Origin of the sequence: Actinosynnema sp. NPDC053489 (genome assembly GCF_044544865.1) — a bacterium.
GTDB lineage: Bacteria > Actinomycetota > Actinomycetes > Mycobacteriales > Pseudonocardiaceae > Actinosynnema.
In genome coordinates, this window is record NZ_JBITXT010000001.1 from 662397 (window position 1) to 674554 (window position 12158).

14 protein-coding genes are annotated in these 12158 nt (G+C 74.1%); 11 read left to right on the plus strand and 3 right to left on the minus strand.

Annotated features, from left to right (window positions below; all coding sequences use genetic code 11):
- Positions 1–11 precede the first annotated feature (11 nt).
- The 5 genes from ACIGNX_RS02465 to hemL are packed head-to-tail and all read left to right on the plus strand — an operon-like array spanning position 12 to position 6474.
- Complete coding sequence (locus tag ACIGNX_RS02465; RefSeq protein ID WP_396535473.1) at positions 12–824, plus strand: aspartate/glutamate racemase family protein; 813 nt, start codon at positions 12–14, stop codon at positions 822–824.
- Positions 824–1804, plus strand: coding sequence for a porphobilinogen synthase (gene hemB / locus ACIGNX_RS02470; protein ID WP_396535475.1), 981 nt, complete (start codon positions 824–826; stop codon positions 1802–1804). Before ACIGNX_RS02465 ends, hemB begins: the two co-directional genes overlap by 1 nt.
- A 2-nt stretch (positions 1805–1806) precedes the next feature.
- Entirely contained in the window at positions 1807–3096 is a 1290-nt protein-coding gene (locus ACIGNX_RS02475; protein WP_396535477.1) for a glutamyl-tRNA reductase, read from the plus strand.
- A complete protein-coding gene (locus ACIGNX_RS02480; RefSeq protein WP_396535479.1) occupies positions 3093–5138 on the plus strand; it encodes an acetate--CoA ligase family protein in 2046 nt (681 codons plus the stop codon). The genes ACIGNX_RS02475 and ACIGNX_RS02480 overlap by 4 nt, the downstream gene beginning before the upstream one ends.
- 1 nt (position 5139) lies before the next feature.
- The gene (hemL, locus tag ACIGNX_RS02485; protein ID WP_396535481.1) at positions 5140–6474 is read left to right on the plus strand and encodes a glutamate-1-semialdehyde 2,1-aminomutase; all 1335 of its coding nucleotides are present in this window, start codon (positions 5140–5142) and stop codon (positions 6472–6474) included.
- A 41-nt stretch (positions 6475–6515) separates the two neighbouring features.
- On the opposite strand, the gene ACIGNX_RS02490 is transcribed toward hemL, so the two are convergent.
- Positions 6516–6935, minus strand: a complete 420-nt coding sequence (locus ACIGNX_RS02490) for an organic hydroperoxide resistance protein (RefSeq protein ID WP_396535483.1) — start codon at positions 6933–6935, stop codon at positions 6516–6518.
- A 144-nt stretch (positions 6936–7079) separates the two neighbouring features.
- Here ACIGNX_RS02490 and ACIGNX_RS02495 point away from each other — a divergent pair, with 144 nt between their 5' ends.
- The 3 genes from ACIGNX_RS02495 to ACIGNX_RS02505 all read left to right on the plus strand — a co-directional run bounded on the left by ACIGNX_RS02495 (position 7080) and on the right by ACIGNX_RS02505 (position 9922).
- Positions 7080–8207, plus strand: a complete 1128-nt coding sequence (locus ACIGNX_RS02495) for a CaiB/BaiF CoA transferase family protein (RefSeq protein WP_396535485.1) — start codon at positions 7080–7082, stop codon at positions 8205–8207.
- Positions 8207–9364 (plus strand): MFS transporter, encoded by a 1158-nt coding sequence (locus tag ACIGNX_RS02500; RefSeq protein WP_396535487.1) that lies wholly within the window; start codon positions 8207–8209, stop codon positions 9362–9364. Before ACIGNX_RS02495 ends, ACIGNX_RS02500 begins: the two co-directional genes overlap by 1 nt.
- A 63-nt stretch (positions 9365–9427) precedes the next feature.
- Positions 9428–9922 carry a nitroreductase family deazaflavin-dependent oxidoreductase gene (locus ACIGNX_RS02505; RefSeq protein ID WP_396535489.1) on the plus strand — a complete coding sequence of 165 codons (495 nt, stop codon included), beginning with the start codon at positions 9428–9430 and terminating at the stop codon, positions 9920–9922.
- Here ACIGNX_RS02505 and ACIGNX_RS02510 read toward each other — a convergent pair.
- A complete protein-coding gene (locus tag ACIGNX_RS02510) occupies positions 9885–10220 on the minus strand; it encodes a hypothetical protein (protein ID WP_396535491.1) in 336 nt (111 codons plus the stop codon). The two genes, ACIGNX_RS02505 and ACIGNX_RS02510, sit on opposite strands and share 38 nt — an antisense overlap.
- A gap of 153 nt (positions 10221–10373) precedes the next feature.
- Between ACIGNX_RS02510 and ACIGNX_RS02515 the strand changes: the two genes are divergently transcribed.
- On the plus strand, positions 10374–10553 hold the full coding sequence (locus ACIGNX_RS02515; RefSeq protein ID WP_396535493.1) for a hypothetical protein: 180 nt from the start codon (positions 10374–10376) through the stop codon (positions 10551–10553).
- 16 nt (positions 10554–10569) lie between these two features.
- Here the strand turns inward: ACIGNX_RS02515 and ACIGNX_RS02520 are convergent, their stop codons facing one another.
- Positions 10570–11070 (minus strand): hypothetical protein, encoded by a 501-nt coding sequence (locus tag ACIGNX_RS02520; RefSeq protein WP_396535495.1) that lies wholly within the window; start codon positions 11068–11070, stop codon positions 10570–10572.
- A gap of 140 nt (positions 11071–11210) precedes the next feature.
- Between ACIGNX_RS02520 and ACIGNX_RS02525 the strand changes: the two genes are divergently transcribed.
- Positions 11211–11363 carry a hypothetical protein gene (locus tag ACIGNX_RS02525; RefSeq protein WP_396535497.1) on the plus strand — a complete coding sequence of 51 codons (153 nt, stop codon included), beginning with the start codon at positions 11211–11213 and terminating at the stop codon, positions 11361–11363.
- Between the two features lie 233 nt (positions 11364–11596).
- A complete protein-coding gene (locus tag ACIGNX_RS02530; RefSeq protein WP_396535499.1) occupies positions 11597–12154 on the plus strand; it encodes a papain-like cysteine protease family protein in 558 nt (185 codons plus the stop codon).
- Positions 12155–12158: the final 4 nt, after the last annotated feature.

A 12158-nucleotide genomic window follows, 5' to 3' on the forward strand; every position in this document is an offset into this window, starting at 1 on the left:
GGCGCACAGCCATGAGGATCTGGTTCCACAAGCACACCGTCGAGGGACGACTGCCCCTGCTCGACGACTGGTACCGCAAGCACCTCGCCGAGGTCGCCTCGCCCGGCACCACCATCGACATCAAGACGCTGCCCGAGGACACCTACGGCGACGCCACCCCGTTCGACCTGGTGAAGTTCGGCGCCCTCCAGATCCACTTCAACGCCTACTTCGCCCGGTCCGCCGTCGTCGCCGAGCGCGAGGGCTACGACGCGTGGGTCATCGCCGCCGGCCAGGACCCCGGCCTGCACGACGCCCGCGCCATGACCTCCATCCCGACCCTCGGCTACGGCGAGACCGCGTTCTTCTACAGCGCGCTGATGGGCTACCGCTTCGGCGTGCTGGGCTTCATGCCCGCCCTGCGCGAGATCATCTCGGAGAACATCGAGCGCTACGGGATCGGCAACCGGCTGTCGTCGTACGAGATGGCCGCCGACGGCCACGAGGCGGTGCGTCTGGCCGTCAACGGCGACTTCGACCTGTTCCTCGACGCCTACGGCGCCGCCGCCCAGCGCGCCGCGGAGGCGGGCGCGCAACTGCTCATCCCGGCCGAGGGCATCCCGACCGAGATCTTCTGGCACCTGGGCGTCAAGGAGCTGCACGGGGTGCCGCTGATCGACCCCGCCGGGCTGTTGGTCCGCATGACCGAGTTGACGGTGCAGGCCCAGCGCCTGGGCATCACCTCCCGCTCCGGCGCCGGCTACTGGTTCCGCCGGCCGGACGACCGGCTCACCGAGCACATCGAGAACGTCTTCCTCGGGTCCACGATCGGAAAGGTCGCCTGATGTCCAGCTTCCCCGTAGTCCGCCTCCGCAGGTTGCGCCGGACCCCGGCGCTGCGCCGCTTGGCCGCGGAGACCCGACCGCACGCGTCGAACCTGGTCCAACCCCTGTTCCTGCACGAGGGCTTGACCGAGCCCAGGGAGATCGGCTCGATGCCGGGCGTCTACCAGCACACCCGCGACTCGCTGCGCAAGGCCGCCGTCGAGGCGGTCACCGCGGGCGTCGGCGGCCTGCTGCTGTTCGGCATCCCGGTCCACAAGGACCCGCTCGGCACCGGCGCGTCCGACCCCGACGGCGTCCTCCAGGTCGCGCTGCGCGACGTCGCCGAGGAGGTCGGCGACGCCACCGTGATCATCGGCGACGTCAACCTCGACGAGTACACCGACCACGGGCACACCGGCGTGCTCGGCCCGGACGGCGACGTCGACAACGACGCCAGCCTGGAGCGGCTCGCCGCGATGGCGGTGGCCCAGGCCCGCGCCGGCGCGCACGTCATCGCGCCCAGCGCCATGATGGACGGCCAGATCGGCTCCATCCGGGCGGCGCTGGACGCCGAGGGCTTCCAGCAGATCCCGATCATGGGCTACTCCGCCAAGTACGCCTCCGCGTTCTACGGCCCGTTCCGCGACGCCGTGGAGTCCTCGCTGGTCGGCAACCGGCGCACCTACCAGCAGGTGCCCGGCAACATCCGGGAGTCGCTGCGCGAGGTCGACCTCGACCTCGAAGAGGGCGCGGACATCGTGATGGTCAAGCCCGCGGGCGCCTACCTGGACATCGTGTCGCTGATCGCGCAGCACACCGACGTGCCGGTGGCCGCCTACCAGGTCTCCGGCGAGTACTCGATGATCGAGGCCGCCGCCGCCAACGGCTGGCTGGACCGCGAGCAGGTGGTGCTGGAGAGCATCGGCTCCATCCGGCGCGCCGGCGCGTCGATCATCATCACCTACTGGGCCGCCGAGTTCGCATCACGGCTGGAGCGCTGACGGTGGACGACCTGAAATTGACCGTGCTCGGCGTCAGCCACTCCTCGGCACCGGTGGAGGTGCTGGAGCGCCTGGTGCTCGCGGACGGGCGGCTGGAGGACGTGGTCGGCGGGCTGCGGTCGGCCGACGGGTTCGGCGCGGTGTACGCGCTGTCCACGTGCAACCGGATGGAGTTCTACGTCGAGACCCGCGACGGCGGGGCGGACGCGGCCGACGCCGTGCGCCGGGCCGTGCTCGACCGGGCGGGCATCTCCGCCGAGGACGCCGAGTCCTACTTCTACCTGCGCCGGGGCGAGGACGCGGTGAGCCACCTGTTCTCGGTGGCCAGCGGCCTCGACTCCATCGTCATCGGCGAGGACCAGATCCTCGGCCAGGTCAAGGACGCGCTGGAGCGCTCGCAGCGCCTCGCCGCGTCCGGCCCGCTGATCAACAAGCTGGTGCAGGCCGCCATCCGGGTCGGCAAGCGGGTGCGCAGCGAGACCGACATCAACCGCGCGGGCCGGTCGCTGGCCACCGTGGGCCTGTCCGCGCTGGAGCAGGTGGTCGGTGCGATGACCGGCCGCTCGGCCCTGGTGATCGGCGCGGGGGCGATGGGCGGTGTGGTCGTGGCCGCCCTGCGGCGCAGCGGCCTGGCGCGCATCGACGTGGCCAACCGCACGCCGGAGAAGGCCGCCAGGCTGGCCGCCACCGCGGGCGGCCAGGGCCACCCGCTGGAGGACCTGCCCGGCCTGCTCGCCGAGGTCGACCTCGTGGTGACCTGCATCGGCGGCTCGGGCGTGGTCCTCACCGCCGACACCGCGGCGGAGGCGGTGCGCCGCCGCGCGGGAGCACCGCTGTTCCTGCTCGACCTCGCCATGCCGCGCAACATCGCCGCCGACGTGGCCGACGTCGAGGGCATCAGCCTGGTCGACCTGGAGACGCTGGCCGGGCGGGACGCGGACGACTCGGCGCTGGCCAGCGTGACCTCCGCCCGCCGGATCGTCGCCACCGAGGTCGACGGGTTCCTCGCCGCGCAGCGCTCGGCGCGGGTCGCACCCGCCCTGGTGGCGCTGCGCTCGGTGGCCTCCTCGGCCGCGGAGGACGAGCTGGGCAGGCTGTTCCGCAAGATGCCCGCCCTGGACGAGCGGACGTGCTCGGAGATCACCCGGTCGGTGAACCGGATCGTGGAGAAGGTGCTGCACGGCCCGACCGTGCGGGCGAGGGAGCTGGCCGGCGCGCCGGACGGCGCGCGTTACGTGGAGGTCTTGGGCAAGTTGTTCGACCTGCCGGAACTGGACGGGGTTGTCGCATGAGCACGCTGTCGCTGCTGTGGCGGGCGGAGTCCGTCGCGGTCATCGGCGCCACCGAGCGCCCGGGCGCGCTGGGCCGCAAGCCGGTGGACTACCTGAGGCGCTACGGCTACCCGGGCCGGGTGCTGCCGATCAACCCCAAGGGCGGTGAGATCCTGGGCTACCCGGCGTACCCGTCGGTGCTGGACGCGCCGGGGCCGATCGACCTGGCGCTGATCATGGTCTCCGCGGAGCGCGTGCCCGCCGCGGTCGACGACTGCGTGGCCGCGGGCATCAAGCTGGCCATCATCGCCTCGTCCGGCTTCGCCGAGGTCGGTGACGAGGGCGCCGCGCTCCAGGCCGAGACGGTGAGCCGCGCCCGGGCGGGTGGCCTGCGGCTGATCGGGCCCAACTGCATCGGGTCGGTCGGCTTCCGCAGCCGGGTGCTGGCCACGTTCAGCCCGCTGTTCTCCGCCGAGTCGGTGGTGTCGCTGGAACCCGGCGGGCTGGGCATCGTCAGCCAGAGCGGCGCGCTGGGCTTCGGCGCGGCCAGCCTGGGCATCGAGCGCGGGATGCGGCCCGGTTGGGTCGTCACCACCGGCAACGACGCCGACGTGAGCGCCCTGGAGGTGCTGGCCGCCCTCGCCGGGGAACCCGACTGCACCGCCCTGCTCGGCTACCTGGAGAACGTGCCCGACATCGACCTGCTGCGCTCGCTGGCGGCCTCCGGCAAGCCGGTGGCCCTGGTGAAGTCGGGGCGCAGCGCCGAGGGCGGGCGGGCCGCCGCCTCGCACACCGGCGCGCTGGCCACCGACGACCGCGTGCTCGACGCCGCCCTGCGCCAACTGGGCATCGTGCGGGCCGACGGCATCGACGAGCTGCTGGACGCGGGCGACGCGTTCGCCACGCCCCTGCGCCCGAAGGGCCCGCGGGTGGCGATCGTGACCACCTCCGGCGGCTCCGGCATCCTCGCCGCGGACGACGTCGTGGCGCGGGGCCTGCGGCTCAGCGAGCTGCGGCCGGAGACCCGCGAGGTGCTCGCCGGGATCGTGCCGAGCTTCGGCTCGGTGGACAACCCGGTCGACGTCACCGCCGCGGTGCTCAGCGACTCCAGCCTGTTCGAGCGGTCCCTGGCCGCCATCGCGGCCGACGACACCGTCGACATGATCATCGGCTGCTTCTGCGTGATGACCGACGGCGACGTCGACAAGGCCGTGCACAGCCTGGCCCGCACCGCGCAGGCGTCCGGCAAGCCGGTGCTCGTCTCCCGCACCGGTGCGGACTTCCTGGCGCCCGAGGCCAGGGCGACCCTGCGCCGGATCGGCCTGCCCGAGTACCCGACGCCCGCGCGCGCCGTGCGGGCCGCCGCCGCCCTCTGGCAGGTGTCCCGGCCGCGCCCGGCCGCGCTGCCGCCGGCGACCACCGCCGTGCCCGCGCCCGGCGCGGAGGTCACCGAGCCGGAGCTGAAGGCCCTGTTGACGGCGGCGGGCCTGCGGGTGCCCGCCGGTCGCGTCGTCGCCTCGGCGGAGGAGGCCGCGAGCCTCGTGGCCGAGCTGGGCGGGCGCGCGGTGGTCAAGGCCGTCGTGCCCGGCCTGGTGCACAAGACCGACGTCGGCGCGGTCAAGGTCGGCGTCGGCGTGGCGGACGCGGCGGCGGCCTACGAGGAGATCGCCGCGTTCGGCGGCCGGGTCCTGGTCGAGGAGCTGGTCGAGGACGGCGTGGAGCTGCTGGTCGGCGTGCGGTCGGCCGACTTCGGCCCCGTGCTCACGGTCGGCCTGGGCGGGATCTTCACCGAGGTGCTGGACGACGTGACGTCCCGGCTCCTGCCGCTGGGCGAGGGCGACGCGGAGGCCATGCTCGGCGAGCTGCGCGGCTCGGCCCTGCTCACCGGCGCCCGCGGGCGGCGGGCGGTGGACGTGGCGGCGGCGGCCGACGTGCTCCGCGCCGTCTCCGCGCTGACCGCCGACTGGGGTCCCGGCTTCGAGCTGGACCTGAACCCCGTCCGCCTCCTGCCCGACCGCGCCGTGGTGCTGGACGCCGCGTTCGTGACCACCAAGGAGTCCTGAGATGACCGCGACGCACGTCGCCGCCAGGGTGCCGGGTGCGCCCGCACCCGAGTCCGAGGCGCTGTTCGCCCGCGCCCGCCGCACCGTGCCCGGAGGGGTGAACTCGCCGGTCCGCGCCTTCCGCGCGGTCGGCGGCACCCCCCGGTTCATGGACCGGGGCGAAGGCCCCTACCTGCACGACGTGGACGGCCGCGAGTACGTGGACCTGATCTGCTCGTGGGGTCCGATGATCCTGGGGCACGCCCACCCCGCCGTGCGGGACGCGGTGGTCGCCGCGGTCGGGCAGGGCACCTCGTTCGGCACGCCGACGCTCAACGAGGTGCTGCTGGCCGAGGAGATCGTGGACCGGGTCGCGCCCGTGGAGCAGGTCCGGCTGGTCAGCTCGGGCACCGAGGCCACCATGTCGGCCATCCGCCTGGCGCGCGGCTTCACCGGTCGCACCAAGGTGGTGAAGTTCGCGGGCTGCTACCACGGCCACGTCGACGCCCTGCTCGCCTCGGCCGGGTCGGGCGTGGCGACGTTCGCCCTGCCCGACACACCGGGTGTCACCGGTGCGCAGGCGGGCGACACGATCGTGCTGCCCTACAACGACCTGGAGGCGGTGCGCCGGGCGTTCGAAGCCGAACCCGGGGCGATCGCCTGCGTGATCACCGAGGCATCGCCGGGCAACATGGGCGTCGTCCCGCCCGCGCCGGGCTTCACCGCCGGGCTGCGGGCGCTGTGCCGGCAGCACGGCGCCCTGCTGATCTCCGACGAGGTGATGACGGGGTTCCGGCTCAGCCGCGCCGGGTGGTACGGCCGGGAAGGCGTGCCGGCCGACCTGTTCACCTTCGGCAAGGTCATGGGTGGCGGCTTCCCCGCCGCCGCGTTCGGCGGGCGCGCCGACGTGATGGCGCACCTGGCCCCGGAAGGGCCGGTGTACCAGGCGGGCACGCTGTCCGGGAACCCGGTCGCGACCGCCGCCGGGCTCGCGACGCTGCGCCTGTGCACCGACGAGGTCTACGACCACCTGGAGCGGGCGGCGACGGTGCTCACCGGCGCCATCGCCGAGGCGCTCGACCGGGTCGGGGTGGCGCACCAGGTGCAGCGCAGCGGGAACATGTTCTCGGTGTTCTTCGCCGGTGCGCCGGTCACCGACTTCGCGTCGGCCAAGGCGTCGGAGGCGTTCCGCTACACCGCGTTCTTCCACTCGATGCTCGACCAGGGGGTGTACCTGCCGCCGTCGGCGCTGGAGTCGTGGTTCCTGTCGGCGGCGCACGACGACCGGGCCCTCGACCGCGTGATCGCCGCGCTGCCCGCGGCGGCGGAGGCCGCGGCTTCCGCCGCAGCGGGATGACGGCGGGGGAGGGCGCCACCCGGGCGGCGCCCTCCCTCCCGTCACACCTCGGTGAGCACCGTGACGTCGATGTTGCCGCGGGTCGCCTTGGAGTACGGGCAGCGCTGGTGCGCCTGCTCGGCCAACTCCTCGGCGACCCGCCGCTCCACGCCCGGCAGCGCCACCACGAGCCGCACGGCCACGTGGTACCCGCTCTCGTCGTCGCGGACCAGGTCCACCGAGGCGGTCACCGTGTCGTCGGTCAGGGTCGTGCCTGCCGCCCTGGCCACCAGGCGCAGCGCGGAGTGGAAGCACGCCGCGTACCCGGCGGCGAACAGCTGCTCGGGGTTGGAGCCGGCGCCGCTGCCGCCGACCTCCTTCGGCGCGGCCAGTTGCAGCTCGAAAGCACCGTCCTCGGAGGCGACCACGCCCTGGCGACCGTCCCCACTGGACACGACGACCGCTGTGTACACCACTGGCATCTGAGATCCCCTTATGCGACAAGAAGAAGCTGTCGATTGGTGAAGTTAGGACAGTCGGCGGCCGGGCCGCCTACGGGAAGTCGTAGTCACCTCGTCGAGCACCGGCCCGCGGTGCTCCGACACCGATCCGAAGGAGGAGGAACCGTGCCGGGTCCACTGGAAGGGCTGCGGGTGCTGGAGATCGGCGGCTCCGTCGCCGGGGCGTACGCGAGCACCGTGCTGGCCGACCTGGGCGCCGACGTGCTCCGCGTGGACCGCGCCGCGCAGGTGCCGGGCGAGCCGCACCCGCCCGCACCCGACCCGCTCGCGAGGGGCAGGCGGTCCGCGGCGGTCGACCTCAGGCACCCGGACGGGCCCGCGGTCGTGCTGAGCCTGGTCGAGCACGCGGATGTCGTGGTCGAGGGCGGCCGACCGGGCGTGGCCGAGAAGCTCGGCATCGGGCCCGAGCAGTGCCTGGAGCGCAACCCGGCGCTGGTCTACGGCCGGGTCAGCGGGTGGGGGCAGGACGGGCCGATGGCGCGCCGGGCCGGGCACGACATCACGTTCCTCGGCGTCGCCGGCGCGCTCGCGCCCACCGAGCCCGGCGGCGCGCCCGCCGTGCCGCCCCCGTACTACCTGTCGAGCTTCGCCGGCGGCGCGCTGCCGCTGGTGATCGGCATCCAGGCGGCGCTGCTGGAGCGGTCGCGCTCGGGGCGCGGGCAGGTGGTCGACGCGGCCATCGCCGAGGGCACCGCGCTGCTCGCGGTCATGGTCGACCAGTGGCGCCGCACCCCTGGGCGGGTCACCGTGGTGGACGCCCCGTTCTACCGCACCTACCCGTGCGCGGACGGCAGGCACGTGTCGGTCGGCGCGGTCGAGCCGCACTTCTACCGGGAGCTGCTGAACCGCCTGGACCTCGGCGACGTCGACCTGCCCGACCAGTACGACGAGGCGGGTTGGCCGGTGCTGACCGAGCACCTCGCCGCCGCGTTCGGCCGCCGGGACAGCACCGAGTGGGAGAAGGTCTTCGCCGACTCCGACGCCTGCGTGGCGCCGGTGCTGGCGCCGGCCGAGGTGGCCGAGCACCCGCAGCTGAAGGCGCGCGGGTCCTTCGTGGACGTCGGCGGGCAGCTCCAGCCCGCCCCGGCGCCGCGGCTGTCCCGCACGCCGGCCACCGCTCCCGCACCCGCGCCGTACGTCGGCCAGCACACCGCGCCGGCGTTGCGGGACTGGGGCCTGGGGGAGTCGGCCGTGGCCGACCTGCTGGCCTCCGGCGCCGTGAAGGGGGTGTGATGCGGCGGCTGCTGCCGCTGGTCCTCGGCATGGCCGCGCTGGGGCTGGACGCCTACGTGGTCGCCGGCATCCTGGAGGTCGTCGCCGGCGACCTGGGCGTGCCCGTGCCGGTCGCGGGGCAGCTCGTGACGGTGTTCACCCTGTCGTACGCCCTGCTGTCCCCGATCTGCGCGGCCTTCGCCACGGGCAAGCCCTTGCGCGTGGTCCTGCTGTTCGCGCTCGCCGTGTTCACCGCGGGCAACGCGCTCGCCGCGCTCGCACCGTCGTGGTCGCTGCTGCTGGCCTCCCGCGTCGTCGCCGGGTTCGGCGCGGGCCTGTACTCGCCGATGGCGGCGGCGACCGCGGCGGCACTCGTGCCGGAGCACCGGCGGGGGCGGGCGCTCGGCCTGATCACCGCCGGGCTCAGCGGCGGCACCGTGGCCGGGATGCCGCTCGGGCTGCTGCTGGCCTCCCACGGGTGGCGGCTGACCTACTGGTTGATCACCGCGCTCGGCGTGCTCGCGATCGCCACCGTGGCGGCGTCCGTGCCGTCCCTCCGACCGGCCGAGCAGCCCCCGCTGCGGGCCAGGGTCGCGGTGCTGGCCGACCGCGCCGTGGTGCCGCTGCTGCTGGTCACCGTGCTGTCCACGGCGACGAGCGTCGGCATGTACACCTACGTGGCGTCGTTCCTGGCCGAGGCGGCCGACGTCGGCGACCCGCTGTGGCACCTGTGCGCGTGGGGCCTGGGCGGGCTCGTCGGCAACCTGGCGATCGGCGCGCTGATCGACCGGTGGCGGGACACCAGGGCGCTGCTCAGCGTGCTGCTGGCGGTCCTCGGGACGAGCCTCGCCCTGCTGCCCCTGGCCGCCTCCGGACCCGGCACGATCGCGTTGATGTTCCTGTGGGGCGTGGGCGGCTGGAGCTGCCCCGCGCCGCAGCAGCACCGGCTGCTGGCGCTCAGGCCCGCCCGGGGGCCGGTCGCGATCTCCCTGAACGCGTCCTCCATCTACGTCGGTGCCGCCGTGGGCGCCGCGGCGGGTGGCGCGCTGCTCGCAGCGGGGGTGGGCATCGCCCGGCTGCCGCTGCTGTTCGGCGTCGTCGCGGTGGCCGCCGCGGTGCTCAACCTGCTGATCACCCCACGTCCGGCGCGACAGCCGACGGGTGGCGCCGCCGGGTGACGACGCGCTGGGCACTCCGTCGAACAGGCCGGTCGCGCGGGCGGTTCGGCCATGATGGGGCGCATGGACCAGAGCACGAGTGCCAAGGCCAGTGACCGGGTGCCGGGTGCCGACGCGTCCCGGGAGGAGGTGCGGGCCTGGAACGCGGCCATCCTGGAGGAGTACCGCACCGGCGGCGGCCGGGTCGGCGGCGTGCTGACCGGCATGGACCTGCTGCTGCTGACCACGTCCGGCGCCCGGTCGGGCGAACCGCGGACCACTCCGATCACCTGTTTCCGCGACGGGGACCGCTACCTCGTCGTGGCCAGCAACTACGGCAAGCCGCGCCACCCCGACTGGTACCACAACGCGGTGGCCACGCCCGAGGTCGCCGTCGAGGTGGGCGGGGAACGCTTCGCCGCCCGCGCGACCGTCCTCGACGGGGCCGAGCGCGACCGGGCGTTCGACGCGGTGGTGGCGCGGTACCCGTTCTACGCGCGCTACCAGGCAGGCGTGACGCGAACGATCCCGGTCATCGCGCTCACCCGCCTGTCGCCGGACCCGTCCGACGCGGGCTAGCACCCTCCTCCAGGCGGAGGGAGGTCAGGAACGCGACCGCGGCCCGGTGCGCCGGCCCGTCCGGCGGCACCACCTCCAGCAGCGCGACCAGTGCCAGCAGGCGGTCCTTGTCCACCGCCCGGAAGTAGCGCGCCAGGTGGCCGTTCCACCGGCTGTCCACCCGCAGCAGCAGGCCGCCCCCGTGCGAGGCGTCGACCAGCTCGGGCGCGCCGTCGCGCTCCTCGACCCGCCAGGCCGGCAACGGCCCGACCAACCGCCGGAACCGGTCGACCATCCGCTCGTACTCGCGCCGCTCCACCGCGACCCCACCCCTCGCTCGCCGACAACCCGCCGCCTCCGGACGGGGCGGGCACACGACGGCCGGGGAAGAACCGCGTCCGGATCATCGCACAGGCGTTCGAGCAGCTGTCAAGATTGGCGGCCCGGCCCGCCACCGACCACCATGACGGGGGTGAGCGACCTCTACCCGGCCACCGAAGACGACTACTACGCGCGGGCCGAAGGGCTGGGCGCGGCGAGGGACCACGCCGACCGCGTGCTGCGGCAGGCCCTGGACGACGGCGGGGCGGGCAACCCGTACGAGCTGGCCTACCTGCAACTGGCCGCGGACCTCAACCGCAACCCGAAGTGAGGCCCGGCCGGGCCGGCTAACCGACGGCCAGGTGGGGCAGGAGCGCCGAGCCGATGGCGTCCGCACCGACCCAGCCGTCCGCGCCGGCCGCCCCCGCGGGCAGGTCCACGGCGAACAGCGGCTGGTGGCCCGCCAGGTCGATGCCGTCCACGACCGGGTAGCCGCGCAGCCGCGTCGAGGCCGGGCGGACCGGCACGACGGCCCGGCCGCCCTCGACCGGGACCAGCAGGCCGAGCACCTGTTCGTCCCCGTCCGCGGCGGGGTCCACCCGCACGTGCTCGACCTCGGCCGTGACGCCGTGCCGGGCCAGCAGCGCGGCCACGGCCTGGGCCAGCACGTCGCTCACCGTGATGAACCGGGCCCGCCGGGCGATCTCGGCGTAGCGCTCGCCCGGGGTGATCGTCACCGGCCGCCCGTCCTTGTCCTGACCCGTGGTCGGCGCGGGGGTCAGGTGCAGGAAGAGGTCGTGGGCCTCCCGGTCCAGCCGGTCGGGGTCGACGACAGCGGACTTCACCACGGGCACTCCCAGGACGTAAGGCGAGCGATGCTCGCAAATCCTAACGCGTGAATTCCCGAGTCCGGCCCGCCCGGTGCGCCTGCCCGCGCCGGTGGCCGCCCGTGCGATGCTGTGCCGGACGGACGGACCCGGGGGTGGGCGTGGCGGCGAAGAAGCGCAAGGGCGGCGTGGCACCGTACGTGGCGCTGCTGGTGGCCGTGGTCATCTTCGTGCCACCGGTCCGCGCGGTCGTGGCGGACCTGCTGGCGCCGCTGGTCGACCTGCTGAAGGACGCCAACCCCTTCGGCGGGTGACGGACGCGGGGCTTCACCGCCGGGGCGTGGGCCGACCGGCGTCACCCGAACGGCGCGGTGAGGGCGCACCGTCACGGCCGGGCCCCGAACGGCACCGGAAAGTGTGCCGGCGGCACGACGATCGTGGGCTGTCGCGCGGTTTCACCCTTCCCGGCAGACTTCACCGCCACTGCTAGGTGGCGCCACCGTTCCGCGCTGTCATGTCCCTTGTCACCACGAGGGAAGGCGGGAAGATGGGCAGGTCCACGTTCGCCGCCGCCGCGGTCGCGCTGACGGCCTCGGCAGTGCTCACGGCCGGCGTCGGCACGGCTCACGCCGAAGGGGCGTACGACGACATCACCATGCTGAAGCAGGAGAAGACCCAGTGGTGCTGGGTCGCCTCCGGCCTCACGATCGCCAAGTTCCAGGGCTACGGCAGCACGCAGGCCGACTTCTGCACCCGCGCCCAGCCCTACTACGGGTGCAACAACCAACCGGCCACGTTGGACGACATGGCCAAGGGGTGGAGCAGCCTCGGCATGGGCCACCCCGGCACCGGCCTGAGCAGCGCGGCCACCTTCAGCCAGATCTCCACCGACGTCAAGGCCGCCCGGCCGCTCGGCGCGCGCATCGGGTGGACCTCCGGCGGAGGCCACATGAACGTCATCTACGGCTACGACACGTCCAACAACACCATCGCCGTGGGCGACCCGTGGCCGGACACCGCCACCTACACCTGGTGGAACTACAACGACTACGTCAGCAACAACTCCTTCAAGTGGACCCACTCCCGGATCAACATCTCCCGTTGAGGCG

Excerpts from the sequence above, each read along its gene's own strand:
- ACIGNX_RS02490 (WP_396535483.1), bottom strand. The coding sequence starts at position 6,935 with ATGCCAGTGGTGTACACAGCGGTCGTCGTGTCCAGTGGGGACGGTCGC.
- hemL (WP_396535481.1), top strand. The coding sequence starts at position 5,140 with ATGACCGCGACGCACGTCGCCGCCAGGGTGCCGGGTGCGCCCGCACCC.
- ACIGNX_RS02530 (WP_396535499.1), top strand. The coding sequence starts at position 11,597 with ATGGGCAGGTCCACGTTCGCCGCCGCCGCGGTCGCGCTGACGGCCTCG.
- ACIGNX_RS02505 (WP_396535489.1), top strand. The coding sequence starts at position 9,428 with ATGGACCAGAGCACGAGTGCCAAGGCCAGTGACCGGGTGCCGGGTGCC.
- ACIGNX_RS02480 (WP_396535479.1), top strand. The coding sequence starts at position 3,093 with ATGAGCACGCTGTCGCTGCTGTGGCGGGCGGAGTCCGTCGCGGTCATC.
- hemB (WP_396535475.1), top strand. The coding sequence starts at position 824 with ATGTCCAGCTTCCCCGTAGTCCGCCTCCGCAGGTTGCGCCGGACCCCG.
- ACIGNX_RS02500 (WP_396535487.1), top strand. The coding sequence starts at position 8,207 with ATGCGGCGGCTGCTGCCGCTGGTCCTCGGCATGGCCGCGCTGGGGCTG.
- ACIGNX_RS02465 (WP_396535473.1), top strand. The coding sequence starts at position 12 with ATGAGGATCTGGTTCCACAAGCACACCGTCGAGGGACGACTGCCCCTG.